The sequence below is a fragment of the Amycolatopsis sp. M39 genome, assembly GCF_001651785.1.
GTDB lineage: Bacteria > Actinomycetota > Actinomycetes > Mycobacteriales > Pseudonocardiaceae > Amycolatopsis > Amycolatopsis rubida.
This window is the reverse complement of sequence record NZ_LWSF01000005.1, coordinates 515,504-537,805: the sequence shown is the minus strand read 5'-3', so window position 1 is coordinate 537,805 and position 22,302 is coordinate 515,504. Positions and strand designations below refer to the sequence as shown.

At 65.7% G+C, this 22,302-nt stretch carries 17 protein-coding genes and 1 pseudogene; 6 read left to right on the top strand and 12 right to left on the bottom strand.

Annotated elements, in window-relative coordinates; all coding sequences use genetic code 11:
- Positions 1–799: 799 nt before the first annotated feature.
- Positions 800–1,735: an AraC family transcriptional regulator gene (locus tag A4R44_RS16995; RefSeq protein ID WP_067581129.1), complete on the bottom strand. Its 936-nt coding sequence runs from the start codon at positions 1,733–1,735 to the stop codon at positions 800–802.
- Between the two features lie 73 nt (positions 1,736–1,808).
- On the opposite strand from A4R44_RS16995, the gene A4R44_RS16990 reads away from it, so the two are divergent.
- Positions 1,809–2,873, top strand: coding sequence for an aldo/keto reductase (locus A4R44_RS16990; RefSeq protein WP_067581127.1), 1,065 nt, complete (start codon positions 1,809–1,811; stop codon positions 2,871–2,873).
- A 519-nt stretch (positions 2,874–3,392) separates the two neighbouring features.
- Positions 3,393–3,860 (top strand): hypothetical protein, encoded by a 468-nt coding sequence (locus tag A4R44_RS16985; protein WP_067581125.1) that lies wholly within the window; start codon positions 3,393–3,395, stop codon positions 3,858–3,860.
- A gap of 931 nt (positions 3,861–4,791) precedes the next feature.
- Here A4R44_RS16985 and A4R44_RS16980 read toward each other — a convergent pair.
- The 4 genes from A4R44_RS16980 to A4R44_RS50365 all read right to left on the bottom strand — a co-directional run bounded on the left by A4R44_RS16980 (position 4,792) and on the right by A4R44_RS50365 (position 8,270).
- Positions 4,792–5,763 carry a hypothetical protein gene (locus A4R44_RS16980; protein ID WP_067581123.1) on the bottom strand — a complete coding sequence of 324 codons (972 nt, stop codon included), beginning with the start codon at positions 5,761–5,763 and terminating at the stop codon, positions 4,792–4,794.
- A gap of 47 nt (positions 5,764–5,810) precedes the next feature.
- Positions 5,811–6,101 (bottom strand): transposase, encoded by a 291-nt coding sequence (locus A4R44_RS16975; protein WP_067581121.1) that lies wholly within the window; start codon positions 6,099–6,101, stop codon positions 5,811–5,813.
- 244 nt (positions 6,102–6,345) lie between these two features.
- Complete coding sequence (locus A4R44_RS16970) at positions 6,346–7,137, bottom strand: site-specific integrase (RefSeq protein WP_157904901.1); 792 nt, start codon at positions 7,135–7,137, stop codon at positions 6,346–6,348.
- Between the two features lie 65 nt (positions 7,138–7,202).
- The gene (locus tag A4R44_RS50365; RefSeq protein WP_067581117.1) at positions 7,203–8,270 is read right to left on the bottom strand and encodes an integrase core domain-containing protein; all 1,068 of its coding nucleotides are present in this window, start codon (positions 8,268–8,270) and stop codon (positions 7,203–7,205) included.
- An 817-nt stretch (positions 8,271–9,087) separates the two neighbouring features.
- On the opposite strand from A4R44_RS50365, the gene A4R44_RS16960 reads away from it, so the two are divergent.
- On the top strand, positions 9,088–9,618 hold the full coding sequence (locus A4R44_RS16960; RefSeq protein WP_157904900.1) for a hypothetical protein: 531 nt from the start codon (positions 9,088–9,090) through the stop codon (positions 9,616–9,618).
- 467 nt (positions 9,619–10,085) lie between these two features.
- Here A4R44_RS16960 and A4R44_RS16955 read toward each other — a convergent pair whose 3' ends face one another.
- From A4R44_RS16955 to A4R44_RS16940, 4 genes are all read right to left on the bottom strand, one after another.
- Positions 10,086–10,616, bottom strand: a complete 531-nt coding sequence (locus A4R44_RS16955) for a hypothetical protein (protein WP_067581113.1) — start codon at positions 10,614–10,616, stop codon at positions 10,086–10,088.
- Positions 10,617–10,619: 3 nt separating this feature from the next.
- A complete protein-coding gene (locus tag A4R44_RS16950) occupies positions 10,620–11,813 on the bottom strand; it encodes an ImmA/IrrE family metallo-endopeptidase (RefSeq protein ID WP_143132589.1) in 1,194 nt (397 codons plus the stop codon).
- 14 nt (positions 11,814–11,827) lie between these two features.
- Positions 11,828–13,099, bottom strand: coding sequence for a 7-cyano-7-deazaguanine synthase (locus A4R44_RS16945; protein ID WP_067581111.1), 1,272 nt, complete (start codon positions 13,097–13,099; stop codon positions 11,828–11,830).
- A gap of 71 nt (positions 13,100–13,170) precedes the next feature.
- Entirely contained in the window at positions 13,171–13,755 is a 585-nt protein-coding gene (locus tag A4R44_RS16940) for a hypothetical protein (protein ID WP_067581109.1), read from the bottom strand.
- A 573-nt stretch (positions 13,756–14,328) separates the two neighbouring features.
- Between A4R44_RS16940 and A4R44_RS16935 the strand changes: the two genes are divergently transcribed.
- On the top strand, positions 14,329–14,529 hold the full coding sequence (locus tag A4R44_RS16935; protein ID WP_067581107.1) for a hypothetical protein: 201 nt from the start codon (positions 14,329–14,331) through the stop codon (positions 14,527–14,529).
- Between the two features lie 406 nt (positions 14,530–14,935).
- Positions 14,936–15,157 carry a hypothetical protein gene (locus A4R44_RS45750; RefSeq protein ID WP_093576304.1) on the top strand — a complete coding sequence of 74 codons (222 nt, stop codon included), beginning with the start codon at positions 14,936–14,938 and terminating at the stop codon, positions 15,155–15,157.
- 382 nt (positions 15,158–15,539) lie between these two features.
- Here A4R44_RS45750 and A4R44_RS16925 read toward each other — a convergent pair whose 3' ends face one another.
- The 3 genes and pseudogenes from A4R44_RS16925 to A4R44_RS16915 form a co-directional block, all read right to left on the bottom strand.
- Positions 15,540–16,559 carry a GNAT family N-acetyltransferase gene (locus A4R44_RS16925; RefSeq protein WP_095213391.1) on the bottom strand — a complete coding sequence of 340 codons (1,020 nt, stop codon included), beginning with the start codon at positions 16,557–16,559 and terminating at the stop codon, positions 15,540–15,542.
- Between the two features lie 130 nt (positions 16,560–16,689).
- Positions 16,690–17,532 (bottom strand): annotated as a pseudogene (locus A4R44_RS52400) (sporulation-delaying protein SdpB family protein); the annotation flags it as partial.
- Positions 17,520–18,062 (bottom strand): hypothetical protein, encoded by a 543-nt coding sequence (locus A4R44_RS16915; RefSeq protein WP_143132591.1) that lies wholly within the window; start codon positions 18,060–18,062, stop codon positions 17,520–17,522. The gene A4R44_RS16915 and the pseudogene A4R44_RS52400, both read right to left, overlap by 13 nt.
- A 648-nt stretch (positions 18,063–18,710) precedes the next feature.
- On the opposite strand from A4R44_RS16915, the gene A4R44_RS16910 reads away from it, so the two are divergent.
- Positions 18,711–21,809: a BTAD domain-containing putative transcriptional regulator gene (locus tag A4R44_RS16910; protein ID WP_157904899.1), complete on the top strand. Its 3,099-nt coding sequence runs from the start codon at positions 18,711–18,713 to the stop codon at positions 21,807–21,809.
- The last annotated feature ends 493 nt before the right edge of the window (positions 21,810–22,302 follow it).

The window sequence follows — 22,302 nt, the reverse complement described above, 5'->3', positions numbered from 1 at the left end:
AGCCGCTCTTGCACACCGTGCTGGCGATATTCGCTTGGGAGACTTGCGGATTCACCGCTCCGGGGGTGCAGGACGGGTCGGGCGTCGGTTGCCCGTTGCGGTTGCCGAGGCGGCACGAGCCCGTCCGCGGAAGCGGCGTGGAGAAGCTTCCGACCGACAGCGCGGCACTGTCGGCGGCCGGGGCCGATGCCTTGCCGCTGCTGGGTTGCTGCCCTGTCGCGTGACTGGGCGTGCACGCGGAGCACGCCACGATCCCCGCGGCGACGACCCCGGCAAGACCTACCGCCCGAAGCGGACGCAAACCCTTCTTCAGCACATTCTTCCCTTCACAGCAGCAATAATCACGCGCACCCGGGATCCGGGCGGCGCACAGCCTCTCCGCTGCCGCGGGACGTCAGCGGCAGCGAAACGCGCTGTAACGCGGAAATCCCCCACGCACAGAGGCCGCGTGTGCCGCTGTGGCCGAACATTTCCGACGTTGCGGCATCAACTACACCCAGCCGAGGCGGCAGAGGCGGCTGCAGCGACGATGCGCAGCACGCTCGGTCCCGGCGGCTGCCTGTGCCATAGGCCGAGACGAAGCCATCGTTCCTGGAACCAGAGCTTGTGCCGAACCAGAGGCGCACCAGGGCTCCTGGCTCAAGTCGGGATCTGGTACGTCATCATCGAACGCGCCCCTGTCTGCCGCACCAGCTTCCGCTCTTGCAACGATCTCCGTGTGCGGTTGGGTTCGTGTCGCGTTTGGCATGGCCGATTTCGGAGAGCCAGGTTCGCGACACATGGTGCTCCTGCGCGGCGATTACGCCAAGGGTTCGGCCCGGTGAAGGTCGTGGTGTTGGTGCCGGTGCTGCAGGGGTGTCCTGCCGAAGGCACGTTTGAAGGCTGTGATGAAGGCGCTTTCCGAGGTGTAGCCGAGCTGTGCTGACAGTGCGCCTACTGGTGTGTCGTGGTGGGTGAGTTCGTATGCCGCGATCCGCATGCGCCACTCAGTCAGGTACGCAAGTGGCGGGACGCCGGCGACGGCGCGGAATCGCGCGGCGAAACCGGTGCGGGACATCGCGGCGAGGCGGGCGAGTTCGTCGAGCCGCCACGTGTGGGCCGGGTTCTCGTGCAGGGCCTGCGCGGCCGGGGCCAGCCGCGGGTCTGCGAGGATCCGTAGCCGGCCTGCGGGCAGGGCGTTCGGCTGCGCCAGGTATGCACGCAGGATATGGACGAGGAGCAACTGCGCGAGCTGATCCCGAGTGAAGCTGCGACCGGGCCGGTCGTGGCCCATTTCCGTGTCCAGTTCCCGCAGCAGCCAGTCGAGAGCCGACGCCTGCGGGTGCGCTGCCGAAATGTGCATTAGCGGCGGCAATGCCTGCACCAGCAGTGCCTCACCACCCGGTTCGACCGTCACTTCTCCGCCTATGCCGGAGAATTCGTCCGCTGTTCCGATGCGATGGTCGGGCACCGTCATCGTTTCGGCATCGATCGGCAGCACGTCGGCATCGGTGCGCAGGACGAAGGGATGAGCCCCGTTCACCGCGATCGCCTCGCCGGACCGCAATTCGCCTGACTGCCCGCCGGAGGTAAAGGTGCAACTCCCGCGCCGTACGGCGATGATCTTGAGCCGGCCGCGGGCCGGGAAGCGCAGCGCCCACCGGCCACTCGCCGACAGCTTTCCGGTGAGGTGGCAGCGAGCCCCGGCGAGGGCGAGGACCTGCGACAGCGGGTCGGGATGCCGGTCGGCGAGCATATCTGTACTTTCGCGCGAAAAACGTGGACGCCAGACTATTCATCGTACACGTTGCCGGGTGCACGCTGGGGTTATGAACCTTGCTTCGTACCGCACTCTCGGCCGGACCGGTCTTCGGATCAGCCCGCTGATCCTCGGCACGCTGACCTTCGACGAGCCCGGCTGGGGCTGCGATCAAGACACCGCGCTGCGCCTGCTGCACCGCTACGTCGACGCCGGGGGAAACACCCTCGACACAGCCAACGGCTACGCGGGCGGCCGTGCGGAACAGACCATCGCGAAGTTCCTCCGGACCAACCCGTCGCTGCGGGAAGGGCTGGTGCTCGCCACGAAGTTCGCCGGCAACCTGCACCCCGGCGACCCCAACGGAGGCGGCACCGGCCGCAAAGCGATCCTGCGGCAACTCGACGCGTCACTCACCCGGCTGGGCACCGATCACGTGGACCTGTACTGGCAGCACTACTTCGACCAGCACACACCGATCGAGGAGACAATCGGCACCCTGCAGGACCTCATCACCGCAGGCAAAATCCGCTACTACGGCCTGTCCGACACCCCCGCGTGGGCCGTCGCCCGCGCGGCGAGCCTCGCCGAAGCCCGGGGCTGGGCCCCGGTCACGGCGATCCAGGTGGAGTACTCGCTGCTGCAGCGGACCGTCGAGGGCGAGCTGTTCGGCGCTGCCCGGGCCCTGGGCATCGGCGTGACGCCATGGGGCCCGCTCGCTGGCGGAGCGCTGTCCGGGAAACACACCCGAACCAGTGCCGCCGAGTCAGGCCGCGCGGACTGGGCGAGCACACGCGCACGGCTGACCGAGAACACCTTCACCCTGCTCGACGTACTGCACGAAATCGCTGCCGAGCAACAGGTTCCGATGCCCGCCGTCGCTCTCGGCTGGGTCAACCACCGCCCGGAAGTGACCGCGACCATCATCGGCTGCCGGACGCTCGACCAACTGGAGAACAACCTGGCATCCCTCACCGTGACACTCTCCGCGGAACAGCTCGCCACGCTGGACACCTTGACCGCTCCGTCCTTGCCCTTCCCCTTCGCTTTCCTCGACAACAGCGCGGCTGACCTCGCCCAAGGCGGCGCGACGATCAACGGGATCCCGTCCCGAAACTGGCAACCGTCCCACTGACCAGCACCAGCCACCGTTCACCACCGACGCCACCCGCGGCGCAGACGGGCCGTCCTCGAACAACAGATCATCGTCAACCAGGAACGGCATCCCCTCCGGGATCACCGACCGTTACTCGACGTCCCGGTACTGCCACCCCGCGACGACAAAGACTCAAGATCACGAGCGGCCACAGCAGAAACATCACACGACACGGCGCAAAGCCCAAACCCCCGGACCGCCGGCGTCTTCAGGCAGGCACCAACCGCCATTGCGGCTGGGTCGGCGAAGCACCGCACGTACTCACGAGCGTACTCGGGCCGAACGCGCGTTACGGCCACCGTTCCTCACGGTAGTCCAGGTGATCCGAGGGACCGCTCATCCCGGGCCGCGACGGCGGACGGCACAGGGCGGATCTTCGCGGATCGGTCCCGTAACACGCACCGCGTCCCGTGCGACTGCTCCAGAACAGTCCGAGCGACTGGAGAACGAGATGACCAATACCCGCCTCATCGCCGGTGTCAGCGCGTCGGTGCTCNGGTGCTCGCCCTCGCGTCCACCGCGACGGTCACTTACGTCGCCACCCGACCGTCGGGCATGTCGCTCGGGGTCCCGTCGTCGTTGATCGCACCGCCCACGAAGACGTTCATGCTGACCGGCATCCTCACGATCGAGAGCGACTCATCGGATGTGAGGACGAACGACACCGGAGCGGCGGACAGCGACTGCCAAGGAACGGGCGGGTACTCCGACCTCACACCAGGCACAGCCGTCAAGGTGTCCGACGGGGCCGGCCACGTGATCGCAACGGGTTCGATCACCAGCGGCACCGCCCAAACCAGCTACGTCTACGACCACAACGTCGTGACCGGATGCCAACTCGGATTCACCGTCAACGACGTCCCCGACGGACTCCCGTCCTACGTACTGACAATCTCCCACCGCGGAGACCAATACCTGACAGCCGATCGGGCGCACGCGCCGATCTCGCTCACCATCGGCGGCTAAACAGACGGTTGAGACGGCGGCCTCGTCCGGTAGTTGGCTGCAGCGGCTGGTGCAGATGCCTCGGGCTCGGGCGAGAGTTGGGCCGCGCGGACAACGACGGCCCTGCCAGCGGCCGTTCAGAAGCCGGTCGACACTGCTGGTCTTGGAGTAAGGGGCGGTGACCGCATCTGGTTCACCTCCCCCTCAGGGTTGCCGCGTGGTGTTCCTGCTAATGCTGGCCGGCATGGGAGTCGCAACCCTGTACCAGCACTGGCAGGGCTAGCACCGCAATCACAGGCGGCGGGCTGTTCCTTGACCGAGGAACGGTCCGCCGCTTTCTGCTCCTGTTCCGCCTCCTCACTGTAGGCCCGGCCCCTAGGCAAACAGGGGAAGAGGGTCAGGCCATTCGTGTGATTTCGTCGACCCAGCTTGACCCAACGCTTTTCCTTGCTGTTCGGGCACCTTCACGCCGCCCATGACGCGCTCGCGGCTACGCCCGCGTGGGCGGCGAGACGGTCGTCACCTGGCAGTTGCCGCTCGGCGAGGGAGAGACGGGTTCCGCGGATCGCTTCAACTGATCGGCCGGTAATCACTGACTAGGAGACGGAGGTACGCGGACCTCTCGCGCGCGGAGCGTGCCCTCGAGTCCTCGATTCCCATTCTCACGGACATTACGGCGTCCCACCAGGTCGTGATGCCACCGCAGCACGATATCCGAGCTGACCACAAGCCGAAGCCAACGCAACACCGCTCGAGACAGCGGTGCCAGCAAACGCGGACAAGAACAACCTCTCCTCAGGCTCAAGCCGCGGGCACTGGTCGCCGAGCTCGAATGACACGATCAGCCGCCGGACCGGCCACGAGTGTCTGAGCTCCCCGGCGTCCCAGGCCAGCTGCGCGGTGGGAGCGCATCCGAGGGATCGGTCCGCCGATGGCGTGGTGTCTGGCAGGGCTAGGCAGTGTCAGCGCGCAACTGGGCGCGCTGTTCGCGAATGGTGTTGACCAGCGACCAGGTGAGCAAGGGTTCGACTGCGAGCGCCCGACGCGCCTCGGCGAGTGTCGGCAGGGCTTCGGCAGACAGAGCGTCCAAGGTGGCCTCGTCCAGGTCGTCGTCGAAGATTTCCAGGATGGCGGCGCACAGGTGGCAGAATCCGGCGGCTTCGCGGCAGGTCCGGACAAGCTCGGCGTCGTCGGCGGCCTCGGTGCGTGCACACAACGCCGCAGCCAGTGCGTCGAGCCGCTCGATCAGGTCGTTGTCGTCGGGATGGGTGAGGTCGCCGACGGTGTTGAGGGTGACGATGACCTGCGATGCCAATTCCCCCGGCGGATGCTGGTGCACGGTGAAGGTGAATGCACGTAGTTTCGCCGCGACGTCGGCCGCGATGATCATGCGGGTGACGTGCGCGAGCTGCGGGTACGACCGGAACATGCCGCCCGGGAACGCTTCGCTGCCCGACATGTGGTCCAGCTCGATGTCCAGCAGCGTGGCCGCGGCTCGCTCCAGTTCCCGGGGGATCCCGGCCGAAAGGGCGTAGCACAGGCACGCATAGGGGCTGGGCAGGCCGATGAGGCGGTGGTCGAGCCAGTCGTGGGCTTCGGCGAGGGTGAACGGGTCCACGGTGATCATCGCGGTGAAGGCGCTGTCGAGGGCGTCGCGGACCGGTATGCCGCGCAGTTCGAAGGAGGCGAGCGCGTCGTCGGACACCGAGATCAGGAACACGCAGTTGTCGACGCCGAAGACGGTTTTGATCTCGTTAATGAATTCGTGTGCCTGAGCAGGGTCGGCGAATTTGTCCAGTTCGTCGATATGGATCTGCTCGATGTGTTTCAGCGGCAGCTCGTTGTCCCGGTCGCGCTCGGGTATCGGCCGATCGCGCCAGTCGTAATACCCGGAACGGGACACGTTCAGGGCCCGGCAGGCCACCGCGACGTCGATTCCGTCAGCGGCGAGTTCGTGGACCAGCGGGAACGTTACTTTGGGAGGATGTTCTCCCGCGCGAAGTATGCGGCGGCCCGTTTCAGGATCTCGTTTTCCAGTTCGAGCTGCCGGTTTTTGCGGCGCAGCTCGGCCAGTTCCTTCTTTTCCGCGCTGGAGAGCCGGGTGGCCGAACCGTGCTCGTCGGTGTCGGCCTGGGCCATCCAGTTGCGCAGGCAGGACTCGCTGATGCCCAGATCTTTCGCCAGCGCGGCGACCGGTTTGTCGCCCAACCGGGCCAGCTCGACGGCACGCTGACGGAACTCAGGCGGGTGTGGTGCAGGCACGAGAACATCCTCCCTGGTGACCGGCGGTCACCTCAGATGAGGTGTCCGGACAACCGGGGGAAGCTCAGACATTTGCGAGCCCGAGGCGAGCCCGAGACCTCCGCCACACGACAACACCGGCCGACACACCACGACACCGCAAGCACCTTGCGACCAGACGAAAAGGCCTCGTCCGACATCACTCGGCACCGCCCGACAGGTCAGACCGTGGACTCTTAACCAGCGGGTTCGGGGTTCGAGTCCCTCATGGCGCACCCTCACTCCCCAGGTCTTGAGTTTCATCGACCTGGGGATTTTGGTTTTCTGGAGGAGTTTCTTCCGGTTCTGGACTGTCCATTGTGGTCGTTGGCGAGCCCGAGGCGAGCCCGAGACTTCGCGCCGACTGACGCGGGATGATCGCCGCCGTTGCTTCCGCCGCCGCGAACGCCACCTGAGGCAGGACGGTCGTGTAGGTGTCGGACGTGACGGTGATCGAGGAGTGCCGCAGCATCCGTTGCACGACCTTCATCTCGACACCCGCCGCGAGCGCGAGAGTCGCCGCGCCGTGGCGCAGGTCGTGCAGCCGGATCGGCGGGAGCCCCGCTTGACGGGACAGCTCGTAGAACACGTCCGTGACGTGCGCCGGGTGCAGCGGCGAGCCGTCCCACTGGGTGAAGGCCAGGTCGTGTTCTTTCCACTGCGACCCGAGACGCGCCCGGTCCGCGTCCTGCACGGCCAGATGTTGTGCGAGCACCAACGCCGTGTCCTGGTCGATCGCGACCGCGTTCACCGACTCGTCCGTCTTCGGCGACGACTCGCCAGTCTCCCAGCCCCACTGCACGATCTGGTTCGAGATCCGCACCTCACCCGCGGCAAGCCCGATCTCCGAGCGCCGCAGTCCGCACGCCTCGCCCCGCCGCAAGCCGATGTGCGCGATCAAATGGAACAACGGATACAAGGGATGGTTGATCGCGACGTCGAGGAAACGACCGGTCTGCTCCGGGGTCCACACCATCACCGGGCACGGGATCGCCCCTGTCCGCTGCCACTGCAGCACCCGCTCCGGGGTCCATACCAACGTGTGCGGTTCCAAAAGTCGCTCACCGGCGCTCACCAGCGGCTTTACGCGGCTCGTTCGTATTCGTTGATCAGGCCCCAGAGAAGTCGCTGTCGCTTGATCCGCTGAGCGTTGAGGTCTGCCGCGGGGTAGGTGGGCCGAGGTGGGCGAAGCTGGCGAGAACGGTGCGGCCGTCGACCGTTGTAGTGCCGGACGTACTCGGCAAGCACGGCCCGCAGATGCCGCTCGTTGAGGATCAACATACGATCGGCGAGTTCGGATCTGGCTGTCAGCACGAACCGCTCGGCGTAGCAGTTGGCCCGTGGACAACGCGGCGGAATCCTTATCGTTTCGATGCCCACGTCCGCCAGGACGGCATCGAAGGCGGCCGCGAACTGGCCAGCCCGGTCGCGGATGAGAAAGCTGAACTCGTCAACTCGATCGCCGAGCGCCACCACGAGGTTGCGGATCTGCTGCGTGGTCCATCTACCGTCCGGGTTCGTGGTCGTGCCGAGGACGTGGACGTAGCGGCTGCCGACCTCCAGTACGAAGAACACGCAGATCCGCTTCAGGGTGAACGCGCAGTCGACGTGGAAGAAGTCGCAGGCCAGCATCGTCGAGGCCTGCGTGCGCAGGAACTGCCGCCAGGACGTGTCGGTGTGCCGGGCCGGCGCTGGAGGTATACGCGCACGCTTCAGAATCCGCCGTATCGTCGAGGCCCCGACCCGGTGGCCAAGCTTGAGCAGCTCACCCTGGATCCTCTTGTAGCCCCAGCTGTGGTTTTCTGTGGCCATCCGCTCGATCAGCCCGGCGATACCTTCGTCGACGGGTGGACGCCCGTGCCGGTGTGGATATGTCCACTTCGCGGCTACCAGCCGACGGTGCCAGCGCAGGATCGTTCCCGGGGTGACCAGCCGGTGTGTTCGCAGCGTCTTGGGCATCAGCCGGACCAGTGCGGCGAACACAGCCCGGTCGGCCCAGTCGAGGCGAGGTTTCGGGTTGCTTCGGCGCAGTACGGCGACCTCGTGGCGCAGCACCAGCAACTCGATGTTCTTGGACGCCGACGAACGACCGAACAACACCAACAGACCCAGCAGCCGGAGGAAGATCAGATAGAGCAGACGCAGCGACATGCCCGGCGATCATGCCCTACCCGCCGAAAGAGCAATTGCCGCTGGTCAGAATGCATGATCAGACTTCTGGAACCCCGCAGCCCCATTCGTCGAGCGGCTTGCACTGAACGGGCTTCGAGAGCCGGAATAGATTGGCCACGCCTCAGGACTCCTTGTTCTGGGTGATGGGTTCAGCAGCCGCGGCCGCCGCGGACAGCTCGGATTCGGCCACCACCAGCGGGCGGACCGAGTTCGTCAAGACTCGTACTCCTCCGTCCGACGACGATGGTCGCGGGGCGGCGGCATGCGAGTCCATCTCACGATTCCACACACCGGAACCTCGCCGCTTCGACCTTGGAACAGGCGTGCCAACGTGGCCTTGGCAAGGGCTGTCACCGACCCCTACCACGCTCACCGCACCGTGGAACCGACGAGTTGGCGGTCTCCCGTCCATCGGCCCAGGACATCTACCGACGCCTCGAAGCACCACAAGCCACCGAGATCCAACGACTACTGAAACGCACACAACCCACAACCCACGCTGCCCAGCACAAATGAATGAGAACCCGCCGACCGTCAGATTGTCGGTGACGGCCGCGAACCGGTCGTCGCGCGGCGCGGCGGTGGAGGCCACAGGTCCTCCAGCTCGATGATCAGGTTGCCGGTCTCGCCGACCAGGGCGGACGGAAGACGCCTCACCGATCGGGCCCCAGCGTTCCCGAACACTTCGCCCGGGCCGGCCCGCTCCTGCAAAACCGGGGAACTCGATCGGGTAATCGGCCGGTACGGCAAGATGTCCTGGTCAACCTGACGACGACGGAACGAACCAGGAGTACCGGTGCGACGCAAGCCGCTGCATGAAGTACGCGACGCCAACTTGCGACGTGCGATCACCGCTCGCGCCAGGGAAAACGACCCCTCGCTGCACTACGAGTCCCTCGTAGTGCAGCGAGGAAATTCCCGTCAGGTGATCGGCTTTCCGCCCGTCGAGTGCGGGCCCGGAGCCCCGGCCACGGCAGCCCAGTGGGCACGCGCACTGCGCTTGCGCCCGTCCGGAGGAAAACATGCCGCGGACGTAACCTACCGGGGGATCATCGACGGCTGCGAGGTCGTCATCTACTCCAGTTTCGAAGGCATCAGGCTCGGCAAAGGGAAGACGGCCGCAGGCTGGCTTCGAGCTCCTCGGCCGGAAAGCCGGAACAACTTTCCCGTCGTCGTCGCCAGGCGTGCCTCCCTGCTGGACGAGACGCACATCATCCCGATGAACCAGACTCCGACCGGAAAACACGCCGCAGCGGACTCCCTGCGCCCGTCGACCGGCACGCGGCGACCGTTGGACGGGTGCTTTCGCGGAGATCTGCTGGCCTGAACGCACCGAGTTCCGCACCTGCTGAGCCCGGACGGATTCAGCGGGCGCTGGCCGAGCGGCTGCACCCAGTCCACGCGGCGACATCCGTACGCATTGGCGGCCGCGTTCGAACGCGCGGGAATCGTCCTCATTTCGCGGAAACAGGCCAGCAAACGCGGTTGGATCAACAAGGCGGGCCGATTGAGCGATTTCCTGCAAGCCGCGTCCGACTAACTGCGGCCGACGAGGCCTCGACCCTCCTAGAATGCACCACGCGAGAGTTTTGCTCGTGTCGGAAATGCGGTACCAAATCAGCTCAGACCGCGTTTCCCGAGAGTGCGGAACAGCCGGGTCTTGGCTTCGGCCTCTTGGAGCATCCAGTACGCGCGATCGCGCCAGACAGCTGCCGAGACAGCGACGCCCATGCCAGTGAATCGGCCCTGGCCGCAGGCGGAGCTGGTCCGGGCCAGTCGCGGGCCTTCGCGCCGTCAGCGCTGAAGCCGGTCTTCCCACCAGTCGTGCAGGGGGTCGTTCCGGCGAGCAACATAACGAGCCCTGTCCCGGACGTCTCTGAGCATCGCGCCTGTTTCTTCGGGCGGAAGCCCGGCTGCAGCTTCGAAGTCCCTGAGGAGCTCCGGGGTGCCGACCGGCTCGGCCAGACCTAAGCTCTTCATGACGCGACGGGCTTTCCGATCATCGGTCGCGGCGGAAATGGACCGATGGTGTGCAGTCGCGGCGGTCGCGGCTTCGCCGTCGTCGACGTCCGCCGCCAGTTCGACGTACATGTCGTATTCCGCCTCGATCAGCCAGAGAACCTCGGCCACCAGGGCTTGCCCGCCTCCGCCGTGCGCGCGCCGCACGATCGGCAGGTCGCCGGCGAGTTCGATGCTGCCGCATTCCTTCGCGGCCGGTACCACCATGAGGTACTTGAGCTCGAGCACCTCCTCGATGTCGCGTGAGCGTCCGGTGGCCGCGAGGTTGATCGCGATGCAAGCGTCGAGCAACAGCGGAGACGGCACGGATCACTCCACGCCGTCGAGGAGGTCGAGCACCTGCATCTCTCCGTCGTCCCCTACATCCGTGGTGGAGGTCAAGCGCTCGAACTCCTCACGCGCGCCGACGATGTCGGTCCCGAGATAGCGGGCGAACTGCGACTCGGTGATGTCTCCGTCGACGAACAGCTGCGTCGCAAGCGTGCGGTAGTGATACGGCAGCCGGGAGCCGTTGTCGGGAAGGTTCGGCAACCGCAGTCGCTCCGCCGCGGCTCGCGGCTGGAAGTTGTTGTCCTTCAGCCGATCCCAGGTCGCCGGGCGCACCAGCGCAAGGTCTTCCAGGCGAAGGCAGAGCGCTTGAGCCGATACCCGGTAGGCGTGCGCGAGCTGGACGATGGTCGCCGGAGTCGGCTTTCCTCCGTTGTCCCGGCTGAGTTCGTGGAAACGACGGGTAATGCCGTTGCGGGGCATCAAAAAGTTCCCGGCGAAGGCCTCGGCGAACCGTTCGGTGTCCGGGATCCTGCCCCGTGCGCCGATCGGGGTGACTTCGCTGCGGTCGCGCGAGGAGAGGTAGTGGGCGTATTCGTGCGCCATCGTCCATCGCCGTCGTTCGGCTGGGTGGTTGCGGTTGACACCGACGCAACCGCCGAGCGGATCGACGTAGATGAACAGCCCGGCGATCTTCGAGGGCAGGTCGAGGAAGAACACCCGGAGCCCGACTTCGACTTCGAGCATCTCCCGGAGCTGCTGGATCGGCCCGTCGCCGAGCCCGAGCCGGTTGCGTTCCTCCGTCGCGAGGTCCTCGCCGGCACGGTCGGGCGCGAGATAGTCCAGCGATCTGCTCGCGGGCTGTCGGCCGGGCAGTCTCGATCCGGATCGCCGCAGCAGATCGACGTAGTTGTCGGCCAGTTCCTCCAGCTCGGACACGGCGGTCTCGAGCTGTTCGCTCTTGTCGGGCCCGGTGGTGAACGCCGTACGGAACTTGGCTCGGATCGACGCCGGCGGCGCGGTCGGGCGCAGCAGGGTGGCGACGTCGCGCCCATAGGCGTTCGCGAGTTTGACCAGTTCCGGCGGACTGACCGACCGGGTGCCCTTTTCCATCGCGATGAGTGTCGGCCTGCTCACGCCCAGCTCGGCTGCCGCCTGTGCCTGGGTGAGGTTCGCCGCCTCGCGGGCACCCCGAATCCGCGAGGCGAGCGCCTGGGCCGATTCGGTCTGTTCCATCGTCTTTCCCGTCGTCACGAAGCCAATTCCTGCCCGCTGAACCAGTCTCCGACCGGCACGTCCATCGAGGCCAAAACCTTAGGCCACTCGCGGACGTAGGCGCCGAACAGCCTCAGCAGACGGTCCCGGGGCACGAACTCCGCAGCTCCGGCGATCTCCGGGAACTCCTCCACGAAGCCGCTCCACGGATCCTGCTCGGCCAGCCGCGACTCGATCCGGGAAGCCTGCCACAGCATCGCGGCCAGCTCCGGCGTCGTCCGGTCCGGAATCCGCCGGAATCGCTTCCCCTCGTCGAGTTTCGGATACCGCGAAGCTGTCACCGCCTGCCGCCGCAGCAAGCACGAGGTGCAGGTGCCGCAGGGCGGATGCCCGCTGATCCGGGACGCGAATCCCGTGTCGCAGGACACGCTGCACGCGATAGCGTGCTCGTATTCCGGCGGCACAGCCGACACCGCCTCGGCCTTGGTCAGGCCGAGCAACGGCGTTTCCACTGCGAAATCCTGACCGGTGAGGGTCCCGGCCAGCCGGGCCATCGCCTGCACCGTCCGCGGATGCGCGGACCGCGTCGCCTGCGATCCGACCTGGGACCGCAAGTAGGGCAGGTTGATCGCGCCGATCCCGTTCTCGAGGAACCACAGCCGTCCCTTTCCGAGCGTGATCGCCACCGCGATGCCCGCGGCGAGAAAGAGCAGACCGCGCGAGCGTTGGGAATTCTCCTGCTTCGCCCCAGGAGCTCGGGTCCTGGACTGGGTGAGGTTGACCCGGAAACTGGCCGCTGGCAGGACCTCGCGGGACACGCCGCGGAGTCGGGACAGGACGCGCTCCTGGACCCCAGCCATGTCGTTGTTCGTGCGCACGCTGACCGGCAGCAGCGGCGGCCCGCCCAGGCGGAGAGCCAGCCCCGCGGACGAGTCGAGGCCGCCGGAGAACAACACCGGCTCGATGTCATCCGGCAAGGTGCTCACCAGGTATCCCTGGCCTCCGGTGAGCCTGTCGCGATCCGACTCGCTGAACGAGACGGACCATTCGTCGTCGGTAAGCCATGCGAGCAGTTCCGCCAGGTCGGTCCGCACGGACTCCCAGCGTTCCCGGCAGCGCACCGGGATCGTCAGGTCGATCTGCCGCGCCCAGTTTTCCCCGCGTTCGAACCCCGCGTAGCGCGGTCGGACCACGCTGCGGTCGACGGCGTAAACGGCGGCCGCGACTTCCAGCAAGTCCGCCGCGAGCGGGTCAAGTTGACGGGACAGCACGTCGGGGACGCCTTGTCCGTCCAGCCGAGCGTCCACCCCGAACTCGATGCGTCTCGCCGCCCGGTCAGACGACGAGCGAAAGGCGATAACGCTTCGCGAGACGGCGCTCACAGCTCATCCAAAGCAGTGCCGAGCAGTTCGTCGAGCGGTTTGGCAGCGGTTCTGCGGTTCGGAGCCCTTAGTCCGATGCCGGTCGGATGCGCCAACCACCGGATCGCCAGCTCCTTCATAGGGGTGGAGTCAACCACCCTGCGCAGCGCAGTCTGCAGTTCCCCCGCCGTGAAGTGCCCCTTGCCGACAAGAGCAGGCACGTCGTGGTCGATGCCAGCCGCCACGATCCGGCCGATCATCTGGCGCGCCAGCAGCTGAGCGGCCTGGGCCGGAGAGACCAACTGCATCGAGTTCTGCAACCGGACCGCAAGTGCCTGGATCGAATCCGACAGCATCCGGTCGACCACGGTCGCCGACGGCTTGGGGCGGGCCACCACCGCAGAGTCGACGGCGACGGCTGCGAACACCTGTTGCGCAGCCGCTGCGAAGTCAGGCACCCCGCCGGACGCTCGGATGGTCTTGGCGACAGCGGAAGCTGCGCTGTCTTCGATCTCGATGTCCGATGCACCCGACTTCAGCAGGTTGGCAAGTTTGCGCCACTTCGCTGCCGCGTGCCAGGCGATGTAGTCACCATCAGGCACGTGCACCTCCCTGACTTATTGACATCGATAGTCGCTCAAGACCTTGATGGATGTCAATAAGTAAATCAGTGAAAGGTGGTCTCGCCAGCCACGATGACTCGCCCGCCCAAAACTGTCAGTCGGGGGCCGTACAGTCCGCAACGACCCGTACACCTGGAGTCAGGTGTCCTGGCGACGAAGGCGAGAGTTGAACCCTTGCCTGGACCACGCGATCACCGACGAAAGAGGCGCTGTTGGCCTTGAGCCTTGGCCGTTGCTACGCGTGCGGCTGCCCCAAGCAGTCATGAAGATGAACGGCGACCTCCCCGTCGCCACGGCCAGGATCGCCCACATCCGCGCGGCGAGGCCGGACGGCCTGCACTACGACGACCAGATGACCGACGACGACCGCCACGCGTTTCGCAAATTGATCCTGCTGTGCACCTCTCACCACGGGAGTGTCGACGGGTCCGGAGACCGGAAGCGCCTACTCCGTCGAAGAGCTCACCAGCTGGAAGACCGAACGCGTAGGCGCTCTCGCCACCGACCTGAGCGCCCTGGCCGAGAACGGCCCCGTTCGGCAGCGTCAACGCCGTGTACCGCTGGCTGACCTGGGGAACCATGCAGTTCGGATCCCTGGTCGGCGGCCTCGCGGCGGAAATCGCCGGCGTCCGGGTCGTGCTGCTGGCCAGCGGAATTGTCGCGTCCGCGGCCGCGCTGCTGGTGCCGCGTTCGCGTGATCCTCAAGTCGAGGCTCCGAACACCTCCGAAGAACCCGCGGGAGAGCCTCGATGACACTCGACGCGCCGCCGACCGCTGTTCCGTACTTCGCGCAATGGGAATCTCCGAAATTGGTGGGGCCCATAATTCGCGGCGAGATGTCCGTGGAGGACGATCCGCGCCGGGCCGGCTCCGGAGCCGACAGCCCGCAGGAGTACGCCTTCTGGAGCTGGCGCGCCTGCGGCATGGCGTGTTTGAAGGGCATCCTCGCCGCCTGGCACGGCGTATCCGCGACCACGATCGGCCTCGGCCGAGAGGTTCTCGCCGCAGGCGGGTACCGGCGCAGCTCGGACGGCCTCGACGGACTCATCTACGCGCCTTTCGTGGATTACGCGCGCACTCGCTGGTCGCTCGACTCGCGAGTCGAGCCCCGGCTGGACGTCCACGAACTGCATCACGCCGTCCAGGAAGCCACTGGGCCATGGCCTCGGTCAGCCCGAAGATCCGCCGCCCCGGCGAAACACCCGCGAGCAAGAGCGGTCACCTCGTCCTCGTCCACGCGGCCACTCCCGGCGCCCTGGTCTTCCACAACCCCTCCGGCGACACGCCGGAGAGCCAGCGCTCGGCCGCGGTGCGGGTGAACGACTTCACCCGCTTCTACGCCGAGCGAGCCATCCCTTTCACCTCGCCCAGAACACGCTGACCACCACAGGGACGGGGAAACTCATACGCGTCGCGGTCATCGTCAGCAAACGGCCCCAGGAAGCCGCCGTCACCCGGATTTCCGGGGACAACATCTGCCGCGCTCTCGCCATGCTCGGCCACGAACCGGTCATAGTCGAAGCGTCGGCCCGAGCGTGGACAGCACACGGCCAACGCCTCACTCTCGAACCCGGACGCGGCCTGGCTTCCTGCCAGGCCGCCTTCCCCTGGTGCCTCATCTCCAGATGACTGCTGGCAGCCCTCGACATCCCTACACCGGCCCGACAAAACGTCAAGCGGGACGGAAAAATTGCGTCACTTTCCCGGCGATGCCATTCGGGCGAGGTGTAGCACCAGCGCAGCGGCGGAGCTCGACTGCTCGGCTATGCGCGAAGAAGCTGAGCCAGTTTTTCGGTCTCGCAAGCAAGAATGACCATTCTGCGCGCGCTGCGGTAGCCGAGTGCGAGATTCACGTTGACCATGTACGAGTTCGCTGCTGTCGTCGAGGTCATGACTTGCTCGACTTCGGGCCGCTCGGTCTGCAGCCACCGCAGCATGGCAGCCTTCGCGCAGAAACCCAGCGAGTGCCCGCGATGCTGGGCGAGCACGGCGATGTCGCCTTGGTAGGCGAAGTTCTTGCGATGCGGGTAGACCTGCAGCTCCGTGAAGCCAACGACCTCGTCGGAATCTTGTCTCACGATCGCGACTACGCGGTGATCGATTTCGCGGTGCCGGCGGTCTGCTTCGGACTCGCGGACACGCTCGGCGGTCCAGGCCGGAAATCGGAATGCGGAACGGCCGAACGGGCTGTCCGCGATCGCTCTCCGCGCCTCGGCGTAGGAGGCCAGCAGTTCGTCCGGAGCGAGGCCGCACCAGGAGACCAGTCGGTAGCCGATCGGTGGCTCGACTTCCCACACGGAACGGTCGACGGTGCTGATCGACAGCATCTGGAGCACTGTCGTGCTGACCGCTTCGAAGCCGCGCGCGGTTCCGAAAGACGCACCGGCACCCCCCTCGGTGATGTTCCAGCATTCCACGACTGTGCGTCCGCGTACCCGCAGCTCCGGCGTTATCGTGCGGAGGACTGCCGTTCCGATGCCGCCGCGGCGGGCCCGGGGGTGCACGGTCAGCTCGAGGAGGCCCAGATGACTGTTCTCGGCCTCGGGGAAGTACGAGGAAGCGAGGCCGACGACGTGGTTGCCCCGACGCACTGCCCAGCGCAGGACCTGGCCAAGACCCGGTTGCGGGTTCTTGAGCCTGCCGACGGCTTCGTCGAACGTCAGTACTGGGGCTTCCGGATTGTCGAGTCGGCTGCTGGACGCGATCACCTCGTAAACATCCTCGAGCGTCAGACGGTCTGAATTCGCCGGATCGATCGGTTCGACCATCGCGTGAGAGGTCATCAAGCCCTGCCGTGAGTTTCTGTAGAATCGCGGATGATTTCTGTTCAGCTGTGCACTTGCCCTCTGTCATGGCGATGTCGCCGTCGAGCGAGGAGGGATGCCTGTGCGACTGTGCGAGGGAGATCGTCAGCAAGGCGATCATTACCAGGCCGAAACTGGGCAACCCCATCACAACGATGATCGCAGTGTGCAGGGCGATGCCCAAGACCACGGAAAACACGCGCATTTTGTGCGTGCCGAGGGCACATGCGGCCAGCACCAGCTGAATGCCGATTACCGACCAGGTGAGCGAACCGATGATCCAAGGCGATTCCAGCAGCGGGCTGAGCGATCGCCGCGCGCTGGGCGGCAGGCCGTTGACCGGGTCGAAGAATACATAGTAAATCGCGCTGCCGTGCGACCAGGCTTCGTCCATCAGCTTCGACAGTGTCACGCTGGCGTAGATGATGCAGATTTGCAGACGAACGGTCATCACTGTGGCGAGCGCGAACCCACGCCAGGGCGGAGCGAGCGGCCTCGAAGGTGCTGTCCACTGCCAGCGACGGCCATCGCCGAGGCACAGCGGGATCGCGAGCAACGTGGCGATCTTCGCGACGCTGTCTCCGCCATCGGGCACGGACATGCTGACCGCGAGCCCGAATGAGACGTACCAATGCGGAACGCAAGTCCACTTAGGCCGGTATCCGGACGCAACGACGGCAAGGACGACGACCGCCGTGATTTCAGCGGCACCGAAGCTGCCGGTGACGCGGTTGCTGATGCACCAGGGGGAAAGCGACCTGATTCCGTCGCAGTGCGCGCCGCCGTCCTTGCCGGAGACATCTCCAAAAAGGCCAGCGGTCGGGGTAAACAGCAGTTCGGTAAGCGTGGCAACCGCAAGCAGGGTCCGGCCGATCGCAAGAGGAAGCCCTCGAGGGTCGTAACGGCCGGCTGCATCCAGCGTCGACCGGGCCGCCCTGGTCAACCACCGCATTGCAGGTCTACCAAAGCGATTCGGTCGATGACTCGTGGGATACCGCGCAGCGTCGACAGTGTGACGCGTGCAGGGCTGGCCGCTGAAACCGCGATCTTGCCGCACCACGTCCGGTTTTTCGAGAAATTCTTCATGCGGACGTAGCGGCCGGCATCGAAGGCTGGCTGACAACTGGAAGGGGTCTGCGCATGACAGCCCTGCCAGTACTGCTCCGGAACCAGGCTCGCCAGTTGAGTGAGCTCGTACTGCTGTGTGTCGCCTGACCGGTCCAGTCCGCCGAGACGGTCGGTAAACTTCGCGCGACTCTGTTCCACGAAGCCGATTGCGTTCGGCTTCGTGGTATCGTCGATGACTTTGTATCCCACAAAGACGTCGTCACGGGAAAGTCCGGTGAAGAAAGACCACCCTTGTGGCCACAATAGTGAATACGAGTGAAGTCGCTCGCTCAGCCAGCCCGTCGACGAGCCGGAGACGGCTCCGGAGAGGCTAGTGAAAACCAAGGTGAGAAGCAAGGTGGTCGCTGCAGCCACGAAACTCTTGCCGCTAGCGTCCAGCGCGGTATTGCGACTTAATCTTCTCCGCATTCGGCGTGCCGTCGAATCAGCTCACAAAACCGTCTCTACACCTACGGCAGCGGGTTTGCTATCCGAGTTCGGACTGGCGGAGCCCGACGCGGTGAAGAAGAACGCGAAGGCGACGGCGACGGCGATCGCTAGGCCAGCAAGAAAAGACCTCTTCATAGAAATTCCCTCCCTCGTTTAACCACGCTCGCTGAGCGTGATCAGCGACTTCCTATAGCACTCGGCCTACTCGATCTCTACCCAACTGCTACCCCTTCGCTGAAGGCCGATGGGTGCTGCGGTCCGGCCGCTTGCGACGTCGGCCGGGCCGCCATGCGGAGCGGTTGCTCCATCTGGCTGATCATGGGAACTGGACCGCATCGCTCGGTGCAGTACAGTTCGAGCTGGCTTCGCTGCTGGCTCGCTCGGTGCAGGACAAGCCGGCGGGCGGGCGCGGCCGGACATCTCGCACCGGCCGTCGGGGCCGAACCTGTCAGTTCTCAGCCGGAAACCGTTCGACGTTGACGACCATGTGGGTAGGCTTGCGAGCTGGACTCGGTACCGGTACTCGCGCTCGCGGGTGCGTTCGGTAGGCGGTCAGTAGAGCGAGAGGGGAAAGTGGCAGTCGAATTCTTGGCACTCGGGCCACTCGAAGTGCGTCACGCAGGACAGGCGATAGCCATCAATGGCATGCGGCAGCAGAAGCTCCTTGCGCTCCTGTTGCTGAACGTTAACAGCACCGTCTCGGTGGACTGGCTCGTTGACGAACTCTGGGAGGCGCCGCCCAAGTCGGTTCGCCAGCAGATTCACAACGCGGTGGCCGGCGTGCGCCGGACACTGTCCGGCTACCCTGGATTGCAGATTTCGACAAGCCCTGCCGGGTACCTGCTCGAGGCCGAGCGCAGCGCGATCGATTTGCACGTTTTCAGCGATCGCATCAAGAACGTCGAACGCATCGACCCGATGGGCTGCCTCGACAACTCTGTCGCCGAATTGAGAGAAGCGCTGGCTTTATGGCGGGGGCGGGTCCTGCTCGGCATAACGAGCCCTGCCATCGACGCGATAGCGACCAACATGGAGGAGCGGCGGCTTGTCGCTCGCGAGCGCTTGGCGGCGCTCCGGCTGGCTTCCGGCGAGTTCGCCACCGTCGTCGGCGAACTGAGGGAGATGGTCTCTCAGTATCCGTTGCGAGAGTCTCTGCGTTACAACCTCATGCTGGCGCTCTACAAGGCAGGCTGGCAGGCGGACGCGCTCGAGGTGTTCGACCATGCGCGCCGCGAACTCGCCGAAGAACTCGGCGCTGATCCCGGCCCGCAGTTGCGGGCCTTGCACGCGGATATCCTGCAGGGAGCCCGAGATATCGGCGTTCTGGTCAACGGCGAGATCAGAACGCTCGAAGCGCCCGGCACGCACTCCTCAGCACTGGCCGCCGAGCGGCCGGCACAGTGCTATCTGCCCAACGACACTCGGGACTTTTTCGGCCGGTCGGACGAGCTCACCGACCTTCTGGCGGACATCGAAGTCTCGTCGCCGACAGCGCTGTCGATCTCCGCGATCGGCGGGATGGGCGGAGTCGGCAAAACGGCTCTCGCGGTACATCTCGCACACCGCGTGCTGGCGGATTACCCGGACGGGCAGTTCTTCATCGATCTCCACGGTTTCACGCTCGGCGTCGAACCGCTGACGCCTGCGGAAGCACTGGATTCGCTCCTGCGGGACAGCGGTGTCGCGGGCGAACTGGTGCCGCCGGCGCTGGAGGGGCGGGTGGCCCGATGGCGGGCCCATATGGCCGGCAAACGCGCGATTGTCGTTCTTGACAACGCAGTCAACGTGGAGCAGGTGCGCCCGCTGCTCCCGGGGACGGCTGGCATCCTGGTCGTCATCACCAGCCGCCGCAAGCTCGCCGCGCTGGAAGGAATGACGTCCATCGACTTGGACGTGCTGCCCCATTCGGACGCGATCGAGGTGTTCCGGCTGGTCGCGGGGAAACGGCGGACGGAGGCCGAGGCGGAGGCGATCTCCAACGTGGTGCGTCTTTGCGGCCGCTTGCCGCTGGCGCTGCGCATCGCTGGTTCCCGGTTTCGCGAACGTCCCGCGTGGACCGTCGCCGATTTGGTAATTCGGCTGGAGGGGCAGGCGCGGCGCGGCAAGTTTCTCGAAGTCGAGGGCTGCAGCGTCGCGGACGTGCTGCGGGTCTCTTATCGCTACCTCCGGCCGTTGGGGAAGCGCGTCTTCCGCATGCTTGGCCTGCACCCCGGCGCTGATTTCGACAAATACGCGGCGGCCGCACTCGCCGGTATCTCCGCGGAAGAAGCGGAGGAGACACTCGAGGCACTGCTGGACGACAACTTGGTCCGGCAGGATGTGCCGGGGCGGTACTACTTCCATGATCTTGTTCGTGACTGCGCCCATGAACTGTGCGTAGACGTCGACAGCCGTGAGGACCGAGACCTGGCGCAGCGCGCGCTTCTCGACTACTACGTGCACGCCGCATTTGCTCACTGCGAGCCGCTCAGCCGAATCGAATTAGGGATGCCGCAAGCGGAACGACCCGCCTTCTGGACAGACGCCGAGGTGCAGGCCTCGACATCGGCCGGCGGGTTCGAATACGAGTTCGGCAATATCGTGTCATCGGCCCAGTTTGCGGCCGAGCGAAACTGGCACCGGACTGCGTGGCAGCTCGCCTGCATGGTCCAGCCGTATCTGCGAAGCCGCAACTACGACGGTAACTCGCGAAAGTTGTGCGAACTGGGCGTCGCCTCAGCGCGCTCGGACGGCAGCGAGCTGGCCGAGTCGATCTGTCTGCAGGGATTGGCGGCCGTGCACCGGGAGCGCGGCTCGACGGCCGAAGCGCACCAGCACTTGAACAGGGCGCTGCGTCTCAGCCGCGCGAGCGGGGACGAGGCCGTCCACATGGAGCAGTTGACCAATCTGGGTGCGCTCTTCTCGAATGAAGACCGGCTGCAAGCTTCCCTCGACGCTTACCTCGCGGCCGAGGAGAAAGCGGCACAGCTGAAGAACATCGACATGTTGCGCACCATCCGCAACAACCTCGGCGTGGCATGCCGAGACCTCGGCAGGTTCGACGAGGCTCTGGACTACCTGCACGCAGCTCTGGAACTGGAGCGCAGCCGGACGAATTCGATCCGCGGGACCGCTGTCCCGCTGTGGAACATCGCCTCGATCGCCCACTTCAGGAGGGAGCACCACAAGGCTGACGAGCTCTTCTCGCGGGTGTACGAGGACAGCGTGCGCGGCGGCTTCAGCCATGGCGAGGCCCTCGGACTCGTCGGCATGAGTGCGACGCGACGCTCGCTAGGCAAGGTGGAGGATTCCATCGACTTCGGCAGGCAAGCCCTTGCGTTGGCGAGGAGGTTCGCTTTTCGGCGAGTGGAATGCGAGGCTCTCAGCACGATCGGCGAGGCATGGTTTTCCTCGGGCGCGACAGCTAGTTCCTCCGAGGTGTTCGATCAGGCGATGAGCTATTCGCGCGAATACTCGTTTTCCCGCTTTATAGCGCGTGCGTTTGAGGGTTTCGCCCATATCGCTTACGCTCGCGGCGATATGGCGACGGCCGAGCGGCACTGGCGTGACGCGCTCGACACCTACCCTGCGAACATGCACGAACGAGCATACGCTCGTTTCCACCTTGACTCGTTGGGCAGAGCCGAGGCGGGAGACTGTTTCAGGTGTGGTTTCCACTACGACGCCGCGTAGGTCCGCACGGCGTTGTTCGCGCCGGATGCGGCAACGCGGAGACCAGGTTCAGTCCTCGATGTGCGCGAGCAGGAGGAAAAGCGCGACGACGTCGCCAAGATCCGGAGGAACGGGTGCTCCAGGATGATCGTGGGCTGCACGATACCCGTATGGCGCGAAGGCTTCCGACGACCGAGTGGGTCAGCTTCGCCGCCGACGCTGAGAACGCGCACTGATCCGGGTCAAGCGTGCCGCCGACGGCTCTTGCCGTGCAAAATGCCTCTCCACGCCGAAGTTCCGTTGAGACAACGCTCGACCGGACTGCTCGGCCTGGTCGAGTAGCTGCGGAGTGCCGGACCGGTAGCGGGATCTGGCAACGTTCTCCCGATCCGTCCGAACGACGGCCGCGGGAACGTGCGTTGTGCAGCGATCCCGCGCCGAGTCCGGCTTCCGTGCATGGGGAGGATGAGCGGTTACATGGTCTGGATGAATCGATGATGGGCAAGCCGTCTGA